This window comes from Citricoccus muralis (assembly GCF_003386075.1).
Lineage (GTDB): Bacteria > Actinomycetota > Actinomycetes > Actinomycetales > Micrococcaceae > Citricoccus > Citricoccus muralis.
On the sequence record NZ_QREH01000001.1, the window covers coordinates 2,056,884 to 2,079,604 of the forward strand.

At 69.6% G+C, this 22,721-nt stretch carries 20 protein-coding genes; 6 read left to right on the top strand and 14 right to left on the bottom strand.

Annotated features, from left to right (window positions below; translation table 11 throughout):
* Positions 1-4 precede the first annotated feature (4 nt).
* The 8 genes from C8E99_RS09125 to C8E99_RS09160 form a co-directional block, all read right to left on the bottom strand.
* A complete protein-coding gene (locus C8E99_RS09125; RefSeq protein ID WP_115932026.1) occupies positions 5-304 on the bottom strand; it encodes a DUF4244 domain-containing protein in 300 nt (99 codons plus the stop codon).
* Between the two features lie 235 nt (positions 305-539).
* On the bottom strand, positions 540-1,010 hold the full coding sequence (locus C8E99_RS09130) for a type II secretion system F family protein (protein ID WP_115932027.1): 471 nt from the start codon (positions 1,008-1,010) through the stop codon (positions 540-542).
* Positions 1,007-1,438 carry a type II secretion system F family protein gene (locus tag C8E99_RS09135; protein ID WP_115932028.1) on the bottom strand — a complete coding sequence of 144 codons (432 nt, stop codon included), beginning with the start codon at positions 1,436-1,438 and terminating at the stop codon, positions 1,007-1,009. The genes C8E99_RS09130 and C8E99_RS09135 overlap by 4 nt, the downstream gene beginning before the upstream one ends.
* A gap of 232 nt (positions 1,439-1,670) precedes the next feature.
* Positions 1,671-2,969, bottom strand: coding sequence for a TadA family conjugal transfer-associated ATPase (locus C8E99_RS09140; protein ID WP_115933360.1), 1,299 nt, complete (start codon positions 2,967-2,969; stop codon positions 1,671-1,673).
* A complete protein-coding gene (locus C8E99_RS09145) occupies positions 2,966-4,063 on the bottom strand; it encodes a hypothetical protein (protein ID WP_147301211.1) in 1,098 nt (365 codons plus the stop codon). Before C8E99_RS09145 ends, C8E99_RS09140 begins: the two co-directional genes overlap by 4 nt.
* Positions 4,064-4,242: 179 nt before the next feature.
* Complete coding sequence (locus tag C8E99_RS09150; protein ID WP_115932030.1) at positions 4,243-5,043, bottom strand: NUDIX hydrolase; 801 nt, start codon at positions 5,041-5,043, stop codon at positions 4,243-4,245.
* Positions 5,040-5,858 (bottom strand): endonuclease III, encoded by an 819-nt coding sequence (nth, locus tag C8E99_RS09155; protein ID WP_115932031.1) that lies wholly within the window; start codon positions 5,856-5,858, stop codon positions 5,040-5,042. Before nth ends, C8E99_RS09150 begins: the two co-directional genes overlap by 4 nt.
* Positions 5,855-7,000 (bottom strand): ICP22 family protein, encoded by a 1,146-nt coding sequence (locus tag C8E99_RS09160; RefSeq protein ID WP_115932032.1) that lies wholly within the window; start codon positions 6,998-7,000, stop codon positions 5,855-5,857. Before C8E99_RS09160 ends, nth begins: the two co-directional genes overlap by 4 nt.
* A 255-nt stretch (positions 7,001-7,255) precedes the next feature.
* Between C8E99_RS09160 and acs the strand changes: the two genes are divergently transcribed.
* Positions 7,256-9,325, top strand: a complete 2,070-nt coding sequence (gene acs / locus C8E99_RS09165) for an acetate--CoA ligase (protein WP_115932033.1) — start codon at positions 7,256-7,258, stop codon at positions 9,323-9,325.
* A 136-nt stretch (positions 9,326-9,461) separates the two neighbouring features.
* On the opposite strand, the gene C8E99_RS09170 is transcribed toward acs, so the two are convergent.
* The 3 genes from C8E99_RS09170 to C8E99_RS09180 form a co-directional block, all read right to left on the bottom strand.
* A complete protein-coding gene (locus C8E99_RS09170; protein ID WP_115932034.1) occupies positions 9,462-9,596 on the bottom strand; it encodes a methionine/alanine import family NSS transporter small subunit in 135 nt (44 codons plus the stop codon).
* Between the two features lies 1 nt (position 9,597).
* Positions 9,598-11,310 carry a sodium-dependent transporter gene (locus C8E99_RS09175; protein ID WP_245952219.1) on the bottom strand — a complete coding sequence of 571 codons (1,713 nt, stop codon included), beginning with the start codon at positions 11,308-11,310 and terminating at the stop codon, positions 9,598-9,600.
* 185 nt (positions 11,311-11,495) lie between these two features.
* Positions 11,496-12,689 carry a MarP family serine protease gene (locus C8E99_RS09180; protein WP_115932035.1) on the bottom strand — a complete coding sequence of 398 codons (1,194 nt, stop codon included), beginning with the start codon at positions 12,687-12,689 and terminating at the stop codon, positions 11,496-11,498.
* Between the two features lie 149 nt (positions 12,690-12,838).
* Between C8E99_RS09180 and C8E99_RS09185 the strand changes: the two genes are divergently transcribed.
* Positions 12,839-13,516 carry a Crp/Fnr family transcriptional regulator gene (locus C8E99_RS09185; RefSeq protein WP_115933361.1) on the top strand — a complete coding sequence of 226 codons (678 nt, stop codon included), beginning with the start codon at positions 12,839-12,841 and terminating at the stop codon, positions 13,514-13,516.
* A gap of 157 nt (positions 13,517-13,673) precedes the next feature.
* On the opposite strand, the gene C8E99_RS09190 is transcribed toward C8E99_RS09185, so the two are convergent.
* The 3 genes from C8E99_RS09190 to sp36 are packed head-to-tail and all read right to left on the bottom strand — an operon-like array spanning position 13,674 to position 15,381.
* Positions 13,674-14,714 carry an NUDIX hydrolase gene (locus tag C8E99_RS09190; protein WP_211309012.1) on the bottom strand — a complete coding sequence of 347 codons (1,041 nt, stop codon included), beginning with the start codon at positions 14,712-14,714 and terminating at the stop codon, positions 13,674-13,676.
* 23 nt (positions 14,715-14,737) lie between these two features.
* Positions 14,738-15,232 (bottom strand): RidA family protein, encoded by a 495-nt coding sequence (locus C8E99_RS09195; protein WP_115932036.1) that lies wholly within the window; start codon positions 15,230-15,232, stop codon positions 14,738-14,740.
* The gene (sp36, locus tag C8E99_RS09200; protein ID WP_115932037.1) at positions 15,229-15,381 is read right to left on the bottom strand and encodes a Sp36 family protein; all 153 of its coding nucleotides are present in this window, start codon (positions 15,379-15,381) and stop codon (positions 15,229-15,231) included. The genes C8E99_RS09195 and sp36 overlap by 4 nt, the downstream gene beginning before the upstream one ends.
* A 77-nt stretch (positions 15,382-15,458) precedes the next feature.
* Here sp36 and C8E99_RS09205 point away from each other — a divergent pair, with 77 nt between their 5' ends.
* From C8E99_RS09205 to C8E99_RS09220, 4 genes are all read left to right on the top strand, one after another.
* A complete protein-coding gene (locus tag C8E99_RS09205; RefSeq protein WP_115932038.1) occupies positions 15,459-17,666 on the top strand; it encodes a transglycosylase domain-containing protein in 2,208 nt (735 codons plus the stop codon).
* Positions 17,667-17,673: 7 nt separating this feature from the next.
* Positions 17,674-18,645, top strand: a complete 972-nt coding sequence (locus C8E99_RS09210; protein ID WP_115932039.1) for a metallophosphoesterase — start codon at positions 17,674-17,676, stop codon at positions 18,643-18,645.
* 236 nt (positions 18,646-18,881) lie between these two features.
* Entirely contained in the window at positions 18,882-20,816 is a 1,935-nt protein-coding gene (locus C8E99_RS09215) for an ABC transporter ATP-binding protein (protein WP_115933362.1), read from the top strand.
* Positions 20,813-22,720: an ABC transporter ATP-binding protein gene (locus tag C8E99_RS09220; protein ID WP_115932040.1), complete on the top strand. Its 1,908-nt coding sequence runs from the start codon at positions 20,813-20,815 to the stop codon at positions 22,718-22,720. Before C8E99_RS09215 ends, C8E99_RS09220 begins: the two co-directional genes overlap by 4 nt.
* Position 22,721 lies beyond the last annotated feature (1 nt).

Below are 22,721 nucleotides of genomic sequence, written 5' to 3' on the forward strand. Positions count from 1 at the left end.
GTCCTCAGCCGAAGCTGAGGGCGTTCTTGACGATGTCCAGCAGCAGTCCCTGCACGTCGGTCCCGGCGAGGACGACGGCCAGGACGCCGGCAAACCCAACGGCGGCGAGCGTGACGATGCCGTATTCGGCTGTCTGTGCACCGGTCTCATCGCTCCAATCCGGGGTCGAGGCGCGACGGCCCTGTACGGCGAAGGCGGTGGAGGCGGTGGAGGCGCTGTCCGCGGTGCTTGCGGGGCCTCCAGGCTGGTGGACTCCGCTCGCCGTTAGCGGGGCATGGTGTTCGTGCTGCAATGTGGCGGTCATGGTGTCTCCTCTGGTGTGATGGCGGCCGGTGTGGTCGCCTGCTTCCAGCCTGCGTCGGTGTTCTCCCCCGTGGGGTGCGGAGGCTGGCAGATCTGGATGGCTGGGGCGATTTGGGCCGGTGTGGAGGACTGCACTGGGTTCCCGACGCTGGCTCCGCCTTTCCTCGGTGGACCCCGCGTGCAGGCATCAGGGCAGGCATCAGGACGGGCGTCGGCGAGGGCTTCAGGGGAGGGCTTCAGGGCAGCAGGGCCAGGACGAGCGGGACCACGCCCAGGCAGAGGAATGAAGGTAACTGGCAGAGCCCCAGGGGCAGGACCAACCGGGTGCCCAGTTCTGCGGCCCGTTGCTCGGCCCGGCGTTTCCGGTGACGGCGGAGCGTCGATGCTGTAGATCGCAACAGGGCAGCCGTCGGCGCTCCGGTGAGGTGGGCGAAGCGGAGTTCGCCGGCCAACTCTTGCAGGTCGGGGTCGCTGGCTTCGGGCTCATGGGCCGACCAGGCATCATCCCAGTCGACACCGGCCCGCAGCAGGTCGGCCACGCGCCGGACCGGCGCCGCCCCGGGGACATGGGTGCCCAGCAGGTCGAGACCGGAGACGAGACTCTGCCCCGTCTCCAGCAGTCCCGCCACCAGGTCCATCGCCAGGGCGGCGTCCAGTGTGTCCGGTGCTGCCGTGGCGCGGGGCCGGGCGGTCGTGCTCGTGGTCATGTTGTCTCCTCCGACCGGCGGATCAGCACGCGGGTCCAGAGATGGCCAATCACAGCCAGTCCCACTCCGGTGCCGATCACGAGCCAGCCGAGGGGGCCGGCCAGCAACTCGGTGGGCGGTCCCCCGACCAGGGCCGTCATCGCGATCCCGGCGAGCGGCAGGAATCCCAACAATTGTGCTGTGGAGCGCGGGCCGGCGGCTGCCGCATCCCGCGCCTGCTGGGCGTCCTGACCCTCCTCCAGGGCGTCGGCGAGACGCTCGAGCAGCCCGGCCAGCGGAATCCCGGCGTGGTGGGAGACCGCCAGGCACCCATCCAGCTGGCGCCAGTGGCGGCCCTGCCCCGGCGCCTCCACGGCGGCGAACGGCTCGCCGCCCAGCATGATCTCCAGGTCAGCGGCGACCAGGACGTGGTGCAGGCAGCATCTCACCCGACTGGCAGTCCACCGCGGCCCGTCTGGCCCGTCTGGCCCACACGGACACGGATCGTAGAGCTCCGACAGTTCCGCCCAGACGCGCTCCGGACGACGGCCGGCCTGCAACAGGGCGGACGCCCGGCGAAGCAGGGCGACGAACTCCTCGGTCTCGTGCTCACGCCGGCGCCGCGCCCGCCCCGGGAGCCACCGCAGCCACCGCGACCACCACCGCCGCTGGCTTCGTCGTTCAGGCCCCGATCGCATGCCGGCCCCCACTCCGCCGCAACCCCGGACCTCGGTGCACCTCGGTTGTGGACAGACCGTCCAGCACCCCCTGGCCGGGCCCAGCGGTCAGGGCCGTTCCGACCAGAGAGAGCGCCGGGATGACGCGCAGGGTGCCGGTCCGGCTGGTGTCCCTGTCCACGACGGCCAGCTCCACGGGGTGCCGTCCGGCGTCGGTCCGTTCCAGGTGAAGAACGGCATCCACCGCACTGGAGGCTTGCAGCGCGAGGGCCTCCGACCCCAGGCCGGCCAGTGCGCCCATCGCCTGCAGACGGGCGGGGACGTCTGAGGCGGAGTTGGCGTGCAGTGTTCCGGCGGCGCCCCGGTGACCGGTGTTCATGGCGGCGAGGAAGTCCGCGACCTCGGCCCCGCGGCACTCTCCCACGACGAGCCGATCGGGCCGCATCCGCAGCGCCTGCCGGACGAGTTCAGACAACTCGACAGTGCCGGCGCCCTCGGAGTTGCCGGAGCGGGCCTGCAGCGAGACCACATGGCCGTGGCGCGGGCGCAGCTCGCGGGTGTCCTCCACGGTGATGATCCGTTCGTCCGCGGGGACCTCCGAGAGCACCGCGGAGAGCAGGGTGGTCTTCCCGGAACCGGTGGCCCCACTGATGAGCAGGTTGGCGCGGCTGTGCAGCAGTTCCCGCAGGGCGGCCAGCCACTGCGTCCCGTGGGGCCAGCGCCGGGCCAAGTCCTCCAGACGCGGTGACTCCGGTGCGGCCAACCGGACACTGATCTGGGTTCCGCCCGAGGCCAGCGGCGGCAGGATGGCGTGCACCCGGGCACCGGTGACCTGTGCGTCACCGAACGGCTGGCCCTCGTCGAGCCGCCGGCCACCCTGGGCCAGCAGCCGGACGGCCAGGCGGCGGGCGTCGTCGGCCGGCAGGCACCGGCCCGTGTCCCTGAGGCCGTCCAGACCGTCTGTCCAGATGGTTCCGGAGCCGTCCACCAGGACATCCGTGACGCCGGGTGCCCGGGCTGGGGCAGCGAGTGGGCCTAGCCCGGTAAGATCGTCCGTCAGCGCCGTCATCTGGGCGGACGCCTCCTGCGGGGTGGTCACCGGCAGGTGCCGGCGGACGGCCTCGGCGGCCAACTCCGGCGGCACGGTCTCGGGCCGCGGCGGAGCACCACGGCCCTGGTGACGGGCGGGGTCTGCGAGGCGACCGGCGAGCCACCTGCGGGCACGTTGCCGTCCCGCAGAGGTTCCTGTGGCGAGACGCCGCCCCGCTCCGGGTGGCGGTTCCGGCGACCATCCGCGGCTCATCGCAGGGTCCTTCCGGCCGCGGGCCACCCGGGTTCCAGGGTCCCGGCTCCGTCCAGCCGCAGGTCGATCTCCGCGGCCAACCTTCGGGCTGAACGGCGCCGACTCGACCGAATCCAGGAGGCCAGCGACGCACCGTCCCAATCCTGCGCTTTGACCCGCACAGAGCCGGCGGGTTCCCTCGCCAAGGCTGATCCTCGACGGGCATCCCGGTGCCGTGGGGCGCGCGATGGCCGCTGGCGTGGCGTGATGTGCAGGAGCACGTCGGCCGGAAGCTGCCGGCCGGCCGCCGGTCCGCGATCGGTGCACACCAGCAGGGCCACCCCCCGTTCGGCCCAGTCGCGGGCTCGGTCTTGGTCCTTGCCGACGTCGACGACCGTCCAGGGGAACGTTTCCACGGCTACCTGGGCCCAGTGGTCGCTCGTCCGGGGGCCGTCAGTGGACTCCGAAGAGGCCCAGCCCCACCACCGCACCCCGCCGGCCCCGGGCAGGTGTGAGGCCAGGGCGGGACCGGGGACCGGCAGATCCTGCATCCCCTCCCAGCTCACGCATCGATCCACGGGAGGGGCCAGGGCACGGAGCCGTGCACTCAGACTCCCCTGGGGACCTTGGGCATCCACGAGCAGGCCGCGGCCGGGGCCGCCCAACAGCAGTGCCAGGGCCCAGGACAATCCGGGCCAGTGTTCGTCCCCGTCAACGCCCGGGCCGTCGTGGACCACCACCGCAGCGCGCCCCCGAGCGAGTGGCTCGGAGTTCGCAGGACCGGTCCGCGCCAGGATGCGGCAGAGCTGCTGGGACCGGGAGGGCAGGCAGAGAGCACCCGGAGGCGCGGACGATCCGTCCAGGGTGACGGCCACGATCGGCGGTTCCGACCGACCCTGTCCGCCGTCTGATCCCGGCTGCGGCTCCGGGTCGGCTGTATCCCCCGGCGCGAGTCCCCAGAGGATGAGGGCCGGGGGCGCCGAGGCAGCCCGATGGGCGTGCGCCGCGGCCAACCACTCGGGGCGTGACACGACGCGCAGCCGGTGTCCGACCGCGGCAGCACAGGCGGCCACCTCGATGCACAGCAGTTCGGACAGGAGTGGGGTGCTGCCCACCAGACCATGCGGGACCGCTCCGTCCCGATCCGGTGGGGAAACGAACAGGACGGTCAACGGTGAAGATGCTCGGACGGCCATGCTCCCAGCCTGTCCGTCCGGCCCGCGGCATGCTCCTCGCCGTCCGGCAACTGTGGAGGACCGGCCCGGGTTCGGCCGTCTGTGGAGGACCTGGCGGCCTACAGGTCAGCGCGGGGCACCGGCATGGACGCATCCCAATCGGTGATGTCCACGATTCGGCCACGGTCCCAATCCTGGGTCCACCCCAGCAGGTCGAGGATCCGGTCGATCAGGATGGCCGTGAACCCCCACACGAGGGTGCCGGAGACCAGGAAGGCCGGGCTCCTGAACCGCCGGGTGACGCCCTCCGCTCCCCGGGACAGGGACGTGGTGATGCGATTGGCGGGGTCCACCAGATCGGCAACAGGGACCCGGAACACACGGGCCGCCTCCCCCTCGTCCACCACGAAGACGTCGGAGGGACGGTCCCACCAGCCCAGTACGGGATGCACCCGGAAGTTCGAGACCGTGAGCGGGGCCGGCGGCAGAGTTCCGATGACCCGCACACCGTTCCGGTCCAGGCCCGTCTCCTCCTCGGCCTCCCGCAGGGCGCAATCACTGAAGTCCACGTCCCCGGGGTCCCGGCGACCTCCCGGGAAGGCAACCTGGCCGGGGTGGTGACGCAGGGCGAAGGACCGCTGGGTGAGCAGCAGGTCCAGGTCCTCCGGCACGGCCGTGCCGTGGAAGTGTGCCGGTTGGCCGTCCAGGGCCCCGAACAGCACCAGCACGGCGGAGTCCGAGGGCTCCTCGGCCGAGTCCGGGGGCACCACGTTGAGGCCGAAGTCCCAGCCCCGGTCGTCGTCGGGAATCCGGGATGGGGCCGGGGCAGACGGCGGCCTCGCCGCCAGGTCCGGGGCCAGGGTCCCGTAGCGCTCCACGAGGGACCGTAGGTCCGCGAGCGCCCCGTCGATCTGCATCATGCCCCCAGGCCGTAGCCCTCGGCCCGCAGCTCGGCGCGGGTGGCGCCCTCGAGCATCTTGGCCAGCAGGTCCTCCCGACCGGGCGCCAGTTCGTACTTCAGCAACGACGCCGCCGCCTCTGGATTCGTTTCCCCGATCCCGAAGGAGGGGCACCATCGGGCGACGGGGCAGGCCCCGCAGGCGGGGCGCTTGGCGTGGCAGACGCGGCGACCGTGGAACACCAGACGATGGGAGAGCATGGTCCAGTCGCCCGGCTCGAAGAGTTCGGCGACCTCGTACTCGACCTTGACCGGGTCCTGCTGCGCCGTGAATCCGAGCCGCCGGGCCAGGCGCCCGAAGTGGGTGTCCACAGTGAGCCCGGGAACCCCGAAGGCATTGCCCAGGACCACGAAGGCCGTTTTGCGCCCGACCCCGGGCAGTTTCACCAGTTCGTCCACCGTGCTGGGGACCTCCCCGCCGTGGCGTTCGACCAGGGCCCGGGAGAGGCCCTGGATGGCGGTGGCCTTGTTCCGATAGAAGCCCAGAGGCCGCACGATCTCCTGCAGCTCGCGCTCGTCCGCGTGGGACATGGCCTCGGCGTCCGGGAAACGAGCGAACAGACCGGGCGTGGTCGCGTTGACCCGCACGTCCGTGGTCTGGGCCGAGAGCACGGTGGCCACGAGCAGCTCGAAGGCGTTGGTGAAGTCGAGCTCTGCGACCGCGTAGGGGTAGGCCTCGGCCAGTACCCGGTTGATCTTCCGGGCACGGCGCTTCAGGGCAAGGGTGCTTTCCCCGGCGCTGGCGACGCCGGCCGGGGCGGCGTGCTTGGCCGTCACGCGCGCTCGATGTCCGTGAGGTCCTCCAGCACGCCGGTGCGGCCGTCCGTGTTCTGCACGAGGAACTCGTGGCCACGGTCCTCGAGGGCCAGGATCCAGCCGCCGGGCTCGAGCCCGAAGGCCGAGCTGCCGTCCTCAGGGTTCACGGCCGTCCGGCGCGTTCCCACGGCGAACCAGAACGCCTCATACTCGGCCGGTTCCGTGCCCCGCGGAGCTGCCGGCCCGGATTCCAGCGGATCGATCGGTTCCGTGTGCTGAACCTCCGGCACCGGTGACGACGGAGACGGCTGGACCGGTCCTGTCGGCCCTGACAGTTCTGATGGCGCAGGGGTTGCCGTCGACCCGTTCCTCTCGTCGGGTCCAGCGGGTCCAGCGGATCCAGCCGACGGGCCCGCGGTGCCCGAGTCGACTGCCGATGCTCCGAACGCGGCGGTTGCCGAGGCCGCGGCCTCATCCGTGGACCGCGGGCGAACGCGGGTCATCCCGAGTTCGTCCTCGATCTCGGCCACGGACTGCGAAGGGCCGTCCGAGCTGGGCTCATGGGAAGCAGTGGGCTCCGGCGAGGACCGGAACTCCTCAGGGGCCTCCTGCGAGGCAACCTGGCCGTAAGCCGGGACCTGACCGTACTCCCCCTCCGGGTCCGAGGCCGATCGCGTACCGGTCCCTGAACCGGCGGCTCCGGTGGAGCCGGCGAAGAGCGGGGCCATGAGGGAGCGCATCGGTGAGGTGGCCACCAGGCCGAAGGCTCCGGCCAGGCCGATGAGCAGGACGGGGTCCAGGGTGGTGACGAAGGTGACGAAGAAGTAGGACAGCGCCAGCCAGGCCGTGACGTGCGCGAACTGTTCGGTGCTGAGCGAGCCGAGGCGAGGGCCGGCGTCGCCGGTGGACTTCCCCGCGGAGGCTGCGCGGGCCAGGAAGAAGCCGGCCGCAACGAGGGGCATCAGGACCCCGATACCGAGGAAGAAGAGGTTGGTGCTGCCCCACAGGTTCAAGCCCCACCGCGAGGTGGTCAGGGGGACGATGGACCCGGCGAGGACCACGAGGACCGAGGCGAGGAAGCCGACGTCCCAACTGGACAGCCTCAGCCCTGAGCCGGGACCACCGGCTTGTGCGGTAGCGGATGAATCCGGTGCGATGGTCATGTGGTTCCTCCTGTGCCACCCGGAACGGGCGACTCCCCAGCGATTGATCCAGACCGGACGGTGCTCGCCGGTTCCCCGATGGATGGTCTCTGCACCATTCAACCAGTCACGTCCGGCCCTGTCCCCCCAGGTTGACGTGCGCGGCTTCACACCGACGGCTGTGGCGTTAGGCTAAAGACGAAGCCACCTGTGACCCTGCTTACACCCCAGGCGTCTTATGGTGGTCCTCGTCGACCGCGCCACCAAGGAGTACGCATGAGCACAACAGCCTCCAACGAATCGGCCTCTCCCTCCGCATCCGCCGACGGCGGCGGCACCATGGACACCCTTTCCCACGAGCACCGCAGCTTCCCGCCCTCGGCGGAGTTCGCCGCACAGGCCGTGGCCGGGGCGGACCGTTATGAGGAGGCCGCCGCGGACCGGCTGGGCTACTGGGCCCACCGGGCGCGTGAGGTACTGGACTGGGACCAGGACTTCACCGAGGTGCTGGACTGGTCGGACGCCCCGTTCGCGAAGTGGTTCGTCGGCGGCACCACCAACGCGGCCTACAACGCCCTGGACCGCCACGTGGAGGCCGGGCTGGGCGACCGCGTGGCCATCCATTTCGAGGGCGAACCCGGCGACTCCCGCTCCTGGACCTACGCCGAACTCGCCGCCGAGGTCCGCCGGGCCGCCAACGCCTTCGAGTCGCTCGGGGTCACCAAGGGCGACCGCGTGGCCGTCTACATGCCGATGATCACCGAGACCGTCATCACCATGCTGGCCTGCGCCCGGATCGGTGCGGTCCATTCCGTGGTCTTCGGCGGCTTCTCCGCCGATGCCCTGCGCTCGCGCATCGACGATGCCGAGGCCAAGCTCGTGGTCACCGCGGATGGCTCCTGGCGGCGCGGAAAGCCTTCCATGCTCAAGCCGGCGGTGGACGCCGCCCTGGCCGAGCCTGGCCATTCCGTGGCCCATGTCCTCGTGGTCCGGCGCAACGAGCAGGACGTCGAGTGGACGGCTGATCGAGACCTGTGGTGGCACGACGCGCTGGGCGAGCAGTCGGACGAGCACGAACTGGTCTGGCACGACTCCGAGCACCCGCTGTACATCCTCTACACCTCCGGCACCACCGGTAAGCCGAAGGGAATCCTGCACACCACGGGCGGCTACCTGGTGCAGACCGCCGTCACCCACCGGGACACTTTTGATCTTCATCCCGAGACGGACGTGTATTGGTGCACCGCCGACGTCGGCTGGGTCACCGGGCACTCCTACGTCACCTACGCGCCCCTCATCAACGGCGCAACCCAGGTGATCTACGAGGGCACCCCCGACTTCCCGCACAACGGCCGCTGGTGGGAGATCGTGGCCAAGTACGGCATCACCATCATGTACACCGCCCCCACCGCGATCCGCACCTGCATGAAGTGGGGCCGGCAGGTGCCGGACGCCTTCGACCTGTCCTCGATCCGCGTGCTCGGTTCCGTCGGCGAGGCCATCAACCCCGAGGCCTGGATGTGGTATCGGGAGGTCGTCGGCGGCAACGCGGGTGCCGGGACGAAGAACGACGACGGCTCCGTCACCCCGGGCTCCCGCAAGGAGCACCCGGCCCCGATCGTGGACACCTGGTGGCAGACCGAGACCGGCGCCCACATGATCTCGCCCCTACCCGGGGTCACGGCCACCAAGCCCGGCTCGGCCCAGACCCCCGTCCCGGGGATCACGGTGGACGTGGTGGACGAGACCGGCCGGTCCTTCGAGGGCGCCGGAGCCGGGTTCCTGGTGATCCGGGATCCGTGGCCGGCCATGCTGCGCGGCATCTGGGGCGACCCCGAGCGCTTCAAGGAGACCTACTGGTCCCGGTTCGAGGGGATGTACTTCGCCGGGGACGGCGCCCGCCGGGACGAGGACGGGGACGTCTGGGTCACCGGCCGCGTGGATGACGTCATGAACATCTCCGGCCACCGCCTCTCCACCTCCGAGATCGAGTCAGCCCTGGTGTCCCACCCGATCGTGGCGGAGTCCGCCGTGGTCGGCGCCACCGATGCCACGACCGGCCAGGCAGTGGTGGCGTTCGTGATCCTCACCGAGGAATCCCAGGCGGACGGAGCGGTCGATCCGGTCCAGACCGAGGCCGACCTGCGGGCCCACGTGGCCTCCGAGATCGGGGCCATCGCGAAACCCAAGCACATCCTGGTGGTGCCGGAGTTGCCCAAGACCCGCTCCGGCAAGATCATGCGTCGTCTACTCAAGGACGTGGCCGAGGGCCGCGATCCGGGCGATGCGTCCACCCTGTCCGATCCCACGATCATGCAGCAGATCGCGGAGTCGCTGCGGAAGTAAGAACAACAGCAGAGAACAGCTCCGGACACAGCAATGGTGCCGAGTCACAGTGATCATCACTGGTGGCTCGGCACCATTGCTGTGTCCAGCCGTCCCGACCTGCAGGCAGCCGCAGACCGGGACGTGACTGCCCGGCCTAGCTCCTTTCGACCGCACCCTCGTCACCGGAGAGATGGTCCGGGTTCTTCAGCAGGTGGAAGAGCGAAGCGGCCATGCCGCCCCACACCACCACGATCGCGATGATCAGGAACACGATGGCAATCGGGTCCATGTCAGACTCCCTTCTCGGGGCTCTCGGATTGGGTCGGGTTGTGCGGTAGCTCCGCGCTGCCCGCACTGTGGGGGTGGGACGGGGTGTCGGCATGACGGCCGCGGCCGCCTCGCACCGTCCGCTCTCCGGTAGTGGCCCCCACCAAGCCCTCGTCCCGGACAACGGACTCCGGGCCGAGGTTGTCATTCAGCTCGCTGTGCAGGGCCGATTTCTGCGACCAGGGCAGCAGAGACAACAGGATCGCCACCACGATCAGCGCGATCGACATGCCCCAGCCGAAGGTGCCCACGAACCAGGCGGGGAGGTCCCCGTAGCCCTCCGTGGCCTTGAGCACCACGTCGGAGATCCAGATGTAGGCGAGCACGATCGGCAGGACCACGGCCACGAGGGCCTTGTAGATCCATCCCACCCGGAACGAGGAGACGGCGTTGAGGTGGCTGACCATGCGGTCCAGCCGGCGCAGCACCCACGAGACCGTCACGACGGCCACGAGGGCCGCACCGACGATGCCGAAGCTGTTGGCGAAGGCATCCGTCACGTCCAGGACGTTGATACCGGAGGTGGTACTGAACAGCAGCAGCGAGATGAGCCCGGAGATGCCCACGACGACGACCACCGTGGTCACGCGGCTCCAGCCCAGCTTGTCCTTGACCGCTGACACCACCACTTCGAGGATGGAGATCAGCGAGGTGAAACCGGCGAACACCAGTGATCCGAAGAACAGCACCCCGATCAGCGCCCCAGCTGGAGCCTGGGAGATGATCGTCGGGAAGGCGATGAACGCCAGTCCGATGCCATTGGTGACCACATCCGCGACGGCCACACCGTTGGCCTGGGCCATGAACCCGAGAGCGGAGAACACGCCGATGCCGGCCAGCACCTCGAAGCTCGAGTTCGAGAACCCGACCATCAGCCCCGAACCGGTCAGGTTGGTGCGGCGCTTGAGGTACGAGGAATAGGTGATCATGATGCCGAATCCCACGGACAGGGAGAAGAAGATCTGGCCATAGGCGGCGATCCACACCTGCGGGTCCGTGAGCACGGACCAATTTGGGGTGAACAGCGCGTTCAAGCCTTCAGGGGCGCCGGGGAGGAACAGGGCCACGATCACCAGGATGATGAACATGGTGGCCAGCACGGGGATGCCGATGAGCGAGGCCATCGCGATGCCCTTCTTGACACCTGCGCCGAGGACCACGAGCAGGATCAACCAGACCGCCAGCATCGGCCAGAAGACCGCGGGGACGAACTCGAGGGTCGGTGCCACTCCCTCCGATACCTGCAGATACTCGCCGAAGAAGAAGGCCTCCGGGTCCTCGCCCCAGCGTTCCCCGAAGGAGAACCACGTGTACATCGCGGCGTAGGCGATGATGGCCGCGTAGTAGACGCCGATCACGAAGCAGATCAGCACCTGCCACCAGCCGATGGACTCGGTCCACTTGCTCAGCCGCTTGAAGGCCAGGGGCGGCGATCCCTTGAAGCGGTGGCCGATCGCGTAGTCGAAGAACAGCAACGGGATGCCCGCGGTCAGCAGCGCGATCAGATACGGGACGATGAAGGCGCCGCCACCGTTCTCATAGGCGACGTAGGGGAAGCGCCAGATATTGCCTAGGCCCACGGCGGAGCCGATGGCGGCGAAGATGAAGGCCCAACGAGTCGCGAATTGCTCGCGGCTCGCCTTGCCACCTTGAGGTAGTGCGGTCTGCGTTGACACGGAGGTCCTCCCGGTCAGTAACCCAGCCCGCTCGGTCCGGTGCCGTTCTGAGGGTGATACGGCGGCGGGCCGGCGGTACGGTGCGAAAATGTGATGGCGACCACGTTAGACCAGTCAGGCCGTTCATGCACGATGTGGACCTCGGTTGACACTAGTCAGCCTGAGGTTCCCGGGCGAAGTCTCGCTCAATTCCCCTGGATGCACTGTCCGGTGGACACCGTGTCCACCATGTCCTCGGCCTCCGTCAGCGCCTGTTCGGCTTCTTCGCCGGTGATGGCGTAGCCCACCTCGATGTCCCCGGTGGCGCGGGCGAAGACGATGCCAGCCACGTCACCGTCCGCGGTCAGCAACGGACCCCCGGAGCTGCCCAGCTGGACGTCGGCCTCCAGCTGGTAGATGTCCAGCAGCCCGGGCTCGGCGCCGTAGACGTTGTTGACGGTCACCTCACCGCGGGCTTGGACCAGCGCCGGGTCCATCTGGAAGGGCCCGCCCGAGGGATAGCCCATGATGTAGCCGGCCTCCTGGTCCGCCAGCTCGGCACCCACGTCGAGCGGCGGCAGGTCAGCTCCGTCCACGGCGATGACGGCCACGTCCCGTGCCGCGTCGAAGTGCACCACCCGACCGGCGTGCACGGCACCGTCCGCGGACTCGACCGAGGGCTCGGTCAGGCCGGACACCACGTGGGCGTTGGTGATCACCCGGTCCGGGGCCACGGCGAAGCCGGATCCGGTCTGGTTCTGCCCGCACACCAGGGCGGTTCCGGAGATGCGCACCACGGAGGCACGCGCCTCCTGCAGCGCCTGCCCTGGTGCGGGGGTTGACGCCGCGGCCGCCGGGGTCTCCGTGGTCACGGGCTCGGGCAGCACCGGCACCACGTCGGTCCCGGCGACGGCGGAACGCACTCGGGCGACCAGGGACTTGGCCGATTCGGGTGCAGCGTCGTTGATCGTGGTGATGACCCGGGATTCGGAGATCGCCGAGGTCACCGGCGCCAGGCCCATGGAGGACGCGGAGAAGGCCACGAGGGAGATCAGCGCCGCGGCCACGGCCGTGTTGGCCACAGCACCGCCGAGCCGGTCCACCGTGCGCAGCCCCGGCAGGGCCATGCGGAGGCGGATGGCGCGGCCCAGGGCGGCGCCGATCCCCTGGCCGAGCAACACCAGGACCAGCGCAGCGGCCACGATGGCGAGGATGCGCCAGCCGGGCTCGGTGATCCAGGCGGAGACCAGCGGGATGGAGAAGAACGCGGCGATGGCCCCGGCCACCAGTCCGACCATGGTCCCGAGGGTCACCAGGAAGCCGCGGCGGTAGCCGGCCATCAGGAACACGAACAGGACGACGATCAGGACCCAATCCAGCACGGTCAGTCCCAAAAACAAAGAATCTCGCTTCCTGCGTCCGCCCCCGTATACGCGTAGCCTCCCACTTTACCGTTACCATTGCCGCAGATGGGGCAGAATGGATCACACACACTCCCCGCATGTCGCAGATGTCCGGCATGCCAGTCGACAGTGAGGACGAAGGACACATGGATCTCGAGGTACTGCGCAAGGCCCCGCTGTTCACCAACTTGGATGACGAGGTCTTTTCTGCACTGACCTCCGAGCTGACCGAGGTAGAGCTCTCCCGCGGCGCCTCTGCCTTCCATGAGGGTGACCAGGGCGATCAGCTGTATGTCATCATGTCCGGCAAGATCAAGCTGGGCCGTACCGCCCCGGACGGTCGGGAGAATCTGCTGGCCATCCTCGGTCCGGGTGAGGTCTTCGGCGAGATGGCGCTGTTCAATCCCGCCCCGCGCACCGCCACGGCCACGGCCGTGTCCGCTGCCCGCCTGGCCGGATTGCGCCATGACAACCTGCGGAAGGTCATCCAGTCCACCCCTGAGGTCTCTATGCAGTTGCTGCGGGCCCTGGCCCAGCGCCTGTCCAAGACCAACGAGTCCTTGGCTGACCTGGTCTTCTCGGATGTGCCCGGCCGTGTGGCCAAGGCCCTGCTGGACCTGGCGGACCGCTTCGGCCGTCCGGCCAACGACGGCCTGCTCGTGGCCCACGATCTCACCCAGGAAGAGTTGGCCCAGCTGGTCGGCGCCTCCCGCGAGACCGTCAACAAGGCCCTGGCCGAGTTCGTCCAGCGCGGTTGGATCCGCTTGGAGAACCGTGCGGTCGTGGTGCTGGATCTGCAGCGCCTGCGCCAGCGCTCGCGCTAGTCACTCCAGCCGGAACCGAACTCCGGCTGAGTCACTGCTGAACCACTGACCTCGAGGGGCCGCCATCGCGGCCCCTCGAGTCGTTTCTGATGCGCAGAGCACTCCAGCAGCATTCCGGCGGCCCTCCAGCGGTCGTGCAGCGGTCGTCGAATAACGCTCAGGCGCGGGCCCACCGGCCGCCCGGCAGGTCGACGGACAGGCTGAACCCGCCACCGTCGGCTTCATTCCCCGGCGCCTCCGACGCCTCCGATGCTGCTCCGCCCTCCGGGCTGCCGTGCAGTTCCGGTGTGAACTCGGGCACGCCCCCGCGGATCGTGAGGTCCATGAGGAACTCCACCGTGGATCCCGCCTCGGCCATCCGCTCGAGCAGCAGTTCCACCGCCGGCACCGTCAGTCGCCCCAACATCCGGCCCACGGTCTCCTCCTGGCCGATCGCATCGCCCAGCACGGTGCTGTCCCGTCCGGCCACCACCCACCGGGCCGGCATCCACGCCGACCAGAGGCCCTTGCCCTCCATCAGGGAGGTGTCCTGACCGTGCGGAACGGCCACCGCGAAGTACTGGGTATCGAAGCGGCGGTGGGAGAAATACGGGCTGTGCCACCGCCCGACGGCGCGCAGCAGGTCCGTGCGCAGGCCGAATCCGCGGCGGTTCACCAGGTCCGGGAGGGAGAGCTCCTGACGGTCGAGGGCCACGCGGGCCTGCATCCACTCGCCACCACCGGGATTCGTGACCACGGCGTGGGCGTCCGGCCCGGCCAATAGGATCCCGGTCTCCTCGTAGAGTTCGCGGATCGCCCCCGCCAGGTGCCGGCGGGCCAGGCGGTGGTCGTCCACCCCGAGCACCCGGGACCATTGGGCCGGAGCCGGGCCGAACCACCGGCAGTCGTCCTCGTCAGCGGCGTCGAGGGAGCCCCCCGGGAACGCCACCGATCCCAGCGGGGTGGGCCCGGGCCGGTAGCGCAGCAGGGTCTCCACTCCGTTCAGCCCGTCTCGGACCACGGCTACGGAGGAGGCACGACGCGCGGCCCGCGGCCGCCGCTCTCCGTGCACCCACCAGCTGCGAGCCGCCACGTACTGGTCTTCGGGCAACTCGAAGAGCCGGGGCACCAGGGCGCGCTCAGCGCGGCGCACCGGGCCGTGGCCGACGGCCAGTCCGGTCCGCGGAGACGTTCGTGCAGAGGCAGGTGAGGAGGCCATGGTGCGGCGCGGGGCCGGCGTCGTCAGCGGAACCGGACGGTCATCTCGACCTCGACCGGCGAGTCCAGCGGCAGCACGGCCACCCCGACGGCGGAGCGGGCGTGGACGCCGGCGTCACCGAAGACGCGGCCCAGCAGCTCCGAGGCGCCGTTGACGACCTGGGGCTGGGCGGTGAAGGACGGATCGGAGGAGACGAAGCCAACGACCTTGACAACCTGTTCGATGCGATCAAGGTCCCCGATGACAGACTTGACGGCCGCGAGGGCGTTGACCGCGCAGAGGGCGGCCAGTTCAGCCGCCTCCTCCAGCTCCACCTCGGCGCCGACCTTGCCGGTGGCCGGCAACTGGCCGCCCTGGAACGGCAACTGGCCGGAGGTGTGCACCAGGTTCCCCTCGATGACGGCCGGGACGTAGGCGGCCACGGGGGCGGCAACCGGCGGAAGGGTCAACCCGAGCTCGGCCAGACGCGCCTCGACGGTCCCGGCGGCGCCAGAGTCGGTGGAAGCCGGCCCGTTCACTGCTTCGGCCGCTTCATGTAGGCCACGGATCCGCCCTCGGGACCGGTGACGATGGAGACCAATTCCCACCCTTCGGAACCATGCATGTCCAGCACCTGCTTGGGCGTGTGGAGGGGCAGCGGAGTGATGAGGTATTCCCAGGTTGTCATGGGACCACCCTAGCCGCAGGAATGCCCGTACCTTCAGGTCCGTCACCGAGGGTGATCCGGCCGGTAGAATCGTCTCCATGGCCAATCGCAAGTCCCCCTTCTTCGACACTGCCACCACGCTGGGCAAGATCGTCGCCTTCCTCGGTGTCAGTGCGCTGTGCGGCGTGCTTGCGGCCGGCCTGATGCTGCCGATGGCCGCCGTGGGAGGGGCCACGGCCACCGCCGGCGGGGAGATGCTGGACCAGCTGCCCGCCGAGTTGAAGGAGGAGCCGCTCTCGGTGCCCTCCCGCGTCCTGGACAAGGACGGCAACGTGCTGGCCACCTTCTACGCCGAGAATCGCGTCCCGGTCGAATTGGACCAGATCTCCCAGAACATGCAGGACGCCATCATCTCGATCGAGGACGAGCGCTTCTACGAGCACGGCGGCGTGGATGCCCGCGGCCTGACCCGCGCCGTGATCAACAACGCCACCTCGGACTCGACCCAGGGTGCCTCCACCATCACGCAGCAGTACGTGAACAACGTGCTGGTCAACGCGCAGTACCTGAATAACGAGCGCACCACCATCTCCGGCACCAAGACTGTGGCGGACAAGCTGCGCGAGATGAAGCTGGCCGTGGCCGTGGAAAAGGAGATGTCCAAGGATGAGATCCTCGAGGGCTACCTCAACATCGTGCTCTTCTCCGGCCGCGTGTACGGCGTTGAGGCCGCCGCACGCTACTTCTTCAACAAGACCGCCGCGGAACTGACCGTGCCGGAGTCCGCCATGCTCGCCGGCATGGTGCAGTCCCCCAACGGCTACAACCCGGTCAACAACCCGGAGGGCGCCACCGAGCGCCGCAACACCGTGCTCGGGGCCATGCTGGGCAACGAGGCCATCACCCAGGCGGAGTACGACGAGGCCGTGGCGTCCGATCTTGGCCTGGACGTCACCCCCCTGGCCTCCGGTTGCATGTCCGCCGACTACGGCAACTACTTCTGCGACTACGTCCAGCGCACCGTCCTGACGTCCGAGGCCTTCGGTCCGGACGCCGAGTCGCGCCAGCGCCTGCTGGACCGCGGCGGCCTGCAGATCACCACCACCCTGGATTCCAGCCTCCAGCAGGAGGCGGAACGGGCCGCGCGGGAGAACGCCCCGTACACCGAGTTCGGCGAGAACGACGCCGTGGGCGCCTCCCTCGTCACGGTGGAACCGGGCACGGGCAACGTCCGGGCGATGGCCCAGAACACCACCTACGATCCGGCAGCCGAAGGCGATGCCAACACCACCCTGAACTTCAGCGTGGACCGTCCCATGGGCGGCGGCGCGGGCTTCCAGGCCGGCTCCACGATGAAGCCCTTCACCTTCCTGTCCTGGATCGAGTCCGGCAACTCGATGACGGACACGCTCGACGCCCGGACCAACACCTACCCGAACCGCACGCAGTTCCAGGGTTCCTGTGGCCAGTCCGGGACCATTCCCCTGCTGCTGGACCGCCCGGCCTGGACTGTCCGCAACGCCATCGCTGACATGAACAAGCCGATGCGCGCGGACTACGGCCTCTACTGGTCCATCAACACGGCCACGGTGGCCGCCGCCTACGCCCAGGACCTCTGCGGCATCACGGACCTGATGGGCCGCGTGGGCATCCAGAACGCCGGTACCGGCGAGACCATCAACCCGTTGAACCCGTCCTTCGTCCTGGGCTCGGAAGAGGTCTCCCCCCTGATGATGGCCGCCGCCTACGCGACCTTCGCGGACGACGGCAACTACTGTGAGCCCCGCGTCATCACCGAGGTGACGGACACTCGCGGCAACTCCTACCAGGTGCCCCCCGTGGCCTGCGAGAAGGTCGCGGACACCCAGCACGTCGCCGAGCTGAACAACACGCTCAAGGCCATCGCCTCGGAGCGCATCGCCCAGGACATCACCTTCCCGATCGCCGGCAAGACCGGAACGAACAACTCCTCGTCCTCCACCTGGTTCATCGGCACCACCACCGGCCTGACCACTGCCTCCTGGGTGGGCAACTTCCGTGACCTGGACTCCCTGGAGGGAGAGACCATCGGCGGCGTCACCTATGACGACGTGTGGGGCTCCATCATCGCCGGACCCATGTGGGCCGACTACATGGGGACGGTGGCCGAGGCCTACCCCACGGACGAGTTCACGGCCTATGACGGCCCGGCCTCCGATCCCCGGACCATGGGCTCCCGCGAGGGCGGAGAGACCATCCGGGTCGACGGACGTCCCGGCCCCCAGCCGTACTACGATCCGAACGCCGTCGTCTCGACCGAGGACTGAGGCCGTCATGGGGAAGGCACAGGTGAGGGCCGCGCGCCAGGCGGCCGGCCGGCGTCGGGCACGGTTGGTCTCGGCCGCGAAGGCGGCGGCGGTGGCCACCGGTACCGTGGCTGCCACCGGTGCCGGCATGGTGGCCTGGGGTGCGCTCGTGGAGGCCCGCAACTTCGCGGTGCGCACCGAACAGCTGCGCATCCTGCCGCCGGGCGCGCGCCCGTTCCGGATCCTGCACCTCTCGGACATCCACCTCATCCCGTCCCAGCAGGACAAGCTCGAATGGCTCTCCGGCCTGGCTGACCTGAAGCCCGACCTGGTGGTCAACACCGGGGACAACATCGGTGCTGCCGCATCCGTGGCGCCGCTGCTCCGGGCTCTCGATCCGCTGCTGGACGTGCCCGGGGTCTTCGTCCCGGGCTCCAACGACTACTACGCGCCGAAGCCGGCCAACCCGCTGCGCTACCTGGCCGGTCCGTCCCGGCAGGATCCGAACCGGACCGAGCTGCCGTGGGAGGAGTTGTTCGATGCCTTCGAGGCCCGAGGTTGGCTCAACCTGTCCAACCAGCACTTCTCCCGGGTACTCCACGGGATTCGCCTGGACTTCGCCGGCACGGACGACCCGCACCTGGGCCTGGATGCGTGGCCCGGCTTTCCCGGGGCGGGCGCAGGCCCAGCCCGCTCCCTGCGGATCGGCGTCACCCACGCGCCCTACCGCCGGGTCCTGGATGCCATGACCGACGGCGGCGCTGACGTGATCCTGGCCGGCCACACCCACGGGGGCCAGATCTGCGTGCCCGGGTACGGCGCGCTCGTCACCAATTGCGACCTGCCGACCTGGCAGGCCTCCGGTCTGACCGAGTGGTCCTCGGGCGGAAGGACCGTACCGCTCGAGGTGTCCGCCGGCATCGGCACCTCGCCCAAGGCCCCCGTCCGCTTCGCGTGCCGCCCCGAGGCCGTCGTGCTGGACGTAGTCTCCCCCGCCTGACCCGCGCCGGCGGTCCCGAGCCTTCAAAGGGATCTTTCAGAACGTCCGCCGCGACCGTAGGATGGTGGATCGCCGCATCCCTTGATGCCGGCCATGTGTCCTTGTCTGGAGGGGTTGCCTTGTCCACGCCTGCCCGCACCGATTCACCGCGTGGCAAGCCGGGCCGGGGCCACACGGATGGACACGGCCAGGGTGGTGGCCAGAATGACCATGGCCCGGGCACCCGGGAGCAGTCCATGCTCGAGGCCATCCGCCGCCTCTCCCCCTACCTGGACGGGATCCGCTGGCGCTGGGTCGCCGGGCTCGTCTCGGCCATGCTGGCCGGGCTGGTCGCCCTGTCCATCCCGCAGGTCATCCAGCAACTGGTGAACTCCGTGCTGCATCCCGGTGGGTCCACGGCGGACGTGTGGGGTGCCGTCTGGCTCATGGCCGGGTTGGGCATCGCCGAGGGACTGCTGATCTTCGGCCGCCGTTTCTTCATCCTGCCGCCCGCCGCCGGGGTGGAGAACCGTGCCCGCATCGCCCTGTTCACCCGGCTGCAGCGGCTGCCGGTCTCCTTCCACGACTCCTGGCCCTCCGGACAGCTGCTCTCCCGCTCGGTCGGAGACCTGTCCCTGCTGCGCCGCTGGATCGCCTTCGGCACGGTGATGTTCGTGGTCTCGATCGTCACGATCGCGGTCGGCATCGTCCTGCTGCTCAACTCCTCCTGGATCCTCGGGCTGATCTACCTGGCCGGCGCCGTGCCGATCATGTGGCGCTCCTTCTCCTTCCGCAACGACTTCCGGAGCGTGTCCCGGCTCTCCCAGGACCAGGCCGGTGACCTCGCCACCACTGTGGAGGAGTCCGTCCACGGCATCCGTGTGCTCAAGGCCTTCGGGCGGGGCGGGGAGGCCCTGGAGGGATTCCGTGGCCAGGCGGACACGCTGCGCGGCACGGAGGTCCGCAAGGCCACGGTGCTCTCCCAGTTCATCGCCCTGATCGTCGCCCTTCCGGAGACCGTCATCGGCATCTCGCTGGCCACCGGCGTCTACCTCGTCGCTTCCGGGGAGCTCAGCGTGGGCGCCCTCGCCGGCTTCTTCGCCACGACGGCGGTGCTCGCTGGCCCGGTGGAATCCGTCGGTCAGCTCATGGGCATGTCCCTGTCCGCGAAGACCGCGATCGACCGCCACTTCGAGGTCATGGACACCACCGTCGACATCGCGGATCCGGCAGCTGGTGCCGCTCCCGGTTCCGGTGCTGGTTCTGGATCTGGATCTGGATCTGGATCTGGATCAAGCCTCGCCTTCGAGGGGGTCGGCTTCCGCTACCCGGATGCCACCGCGGATTCAGAGTCGATCCTGCGGGACGTGACCCTGCAGCTGGAGCCCGGCGAGACGATGGCCCTGGTCGGACTGACCGGCTCCGGCAAGTCGACCCTCGTCCAGATGGTCCCCCGGCTCTATGACGCCACCTCCGGGCGCGTGCTGGTGAACGGGGTGGACGTCAAGGACTACGCGCTGCTGGACCTGCGGCGCACGGTCTCCATCGCCTTCGAGGACGCGACCCTGTTCTCCGACTCGATCCGCAACAACGTGCTGCTCGGGGCCCCGGCCGAGATCGTCGGCCCGGACGCTGCCGATCCGCAGGCCGCCGAGGACCTGCTGGAGTTGGCCCTGGACACCGCCCAGGCCCAGTTCGCCTACTCCATGCCCGAGGGCGTGGACACCCAGATCGGGGAGGAGGGGCTGAGCCTGTCCGGCGGGCAACGCCAGCGTATCGCCCTGGCCCGGTCCATCGCCGCGCAGCCGGAGATCCTCGTCCTGGACGACCCCCTGTCCGCTCTGGACGTCCGCACCGAGGAGGTGGTCACGCAGCGGTTGCGCACCGTCCTGGCCGGGACCACCACCCTGATCGTGGCCCACCGGCCCTCCACCGTGGCCCTCGCCGACCGCGTGGCAGTGCTCCGCGACGGAGCGATCCAGGACGTCGGCACGCACGCCGAGCTGCTGGGCCGGTCGGCGGGATACCGCTTCATCATCTCCAGCTTCGAGGAGGACAAGTCCATTGAGTCCGTCATGGATTCCGGGGTGATCACCGGGATGACGCCGGTGGTGGCCGTGGACGAAGCGTCCGGTCGTGGCAGTGGCAGTGGCACTGCCGCTGGCCATGGCAGTGAAGGAGACCGACCATGAGCCGCGCGGACCGGACCCGGCGCCGCGGCCGTCAGGCCGTCAACGCCTCCGCCCCCGGCGAGGCCCAGCGGCCCGACCCGACGCTGCTGGGCACCCAGGGCGAGGAGCGTCTGGACCTCAGCGTCCAGGAACGGAAGTACGTCAGAGCACGATCCTGGGCCCTGCTCAAGGACCTGGCCCGGCCGGTGAAGTGGAAGCTCATCCTGACGGCCTTGCTGGTGGTGATCTCGAATGCCGCCCGCGCGTCGTTCCCGCTGATCATCGCGTGGGGCATCGACTGGGGGCTGCCGCAGGTCGTCTCCACGCTGGAGGCCGGTGGCTCCGCGGCACCGGTGGTGGCCGCCGTCGGGGGCACCTATGTGGGAGCCGCGCTGACCGCGGGGCTGCTGCTGGGCACCTACACGTGGATGACGGCGCGGCTGAGCCAGGCCATGTTGCTGGACCTGCGCGTGTGGGTGTTCCGGCACACGCAACGGCTCAGCCTCGAGTTCCACGAGAAGTACACCTCCGGGCGGGTCATCTCCCGGCAGACCTCGGACCTGGACTCGTTGCGCGAGCTGCTGGACCAGGGCGTGTCCTCCCTCGTGTCCGGCCTGATGTTCATGCTGTTCACGGGCATCTCGATCGTGCTCCTCGATTGGCGTTCGGCGCTGATCCTGCTGGTGGCCTTCATCCCGGTGTCGATCGCGGTGCGCTGGTACCAGGTGCGTTCCGAGGCGGTCTACCGGGAGTCGCGGGTGTCCTCCGCCCGGATGATCGTGAACTTCGTGGAGACCATGACCGGCATCCGCGCCGTGCAGGCCTTCCGCAAGGAACGCGCCAATGACCGGACGTACGAGACGCTGGCCGGCAAGTACCGGGATGACATGCTGAAGTCCCTGAACCTCTTCGGCATCCTGCAGCCGACCCTGGTGATCACCGGAAATCTGACCGTGGTGGCCATGCTGCTCTTCGGCGGGTTCCGGGTGCTGGACGGCACGCTGGCCGTGGGCGTGCTGGTGGCACTGCTGTTGGCCGGCAAGCGCGTGTTCCAGCCGATGGAGCAGGTGGCCATGTTCTACTCCTCCTTCCAGTCCGCCACCGCGGCGCTGGAGAAGGTGTCCGGGCTGCTGGAGGAGGCGCCCACCGTGCGGGAGGCCGAGCAGCCGGTATCCCTGCCGGAGGCCGACGGTCGGATCGAGTTCACGGATGCCGAGTTCGGCTACGGGGATGGCCAGGTGATCCTGCCGCGCTTCGACCTGACGATCCCCGCGGGCCAGACGGTGGCCGTGGTCGGCCAGACCGGGGCCGGCAAGTCCACCCTGGTGAAGCTGATCGCTCGGTTCTACGACCTCTCCTCCGGGTCCCTGACGCTGGACGGGGTGAGCTTGGACCAGCTCTCCGCGAGCGATCTGCGGCGGAACGTGGTCATGGTGACGCAGGAGGCCTTCCTGTTCTCCGGCTCCGTGGCCGAAAACATCGCCCTGGGCCGGCCGGACGCCTCGGATGCCGAGATCCAGACCGCGGCGCAGGCCGTGGGCGCCCACGAGTTCATCCTGTCCCTGCCCGAAGGCTACGAGACCGACGTGACCAAGCGCGGCGGACGGCTCTCCGCCGGCCAGCGACAGCTCGTCTCCTTCGCTCGGGCCTTCCTCGCCGACCCGGCCGTGCTCATCCTGGACGAGGCCACCTCTTCCCTGGACCTGCCCAGCGAGCGGCTCGTGCAACAGGGGCTGACCCGGTTGCTGGGAGACCGCACCGCGCTGATCATCGCCCACCGGCTGTCCACCGTGGAGATCGCCGACCGCGTGCTCGTGGTGCACGACGGTCGGGTGGTCGAGGACGGGTCGCCCGCCGAGCTGATCGAGGCCGGCGGTCGCTTCGCCGAGCTCCACGCCGCCTGGAAGGACTCCCTGGTCGGATGAC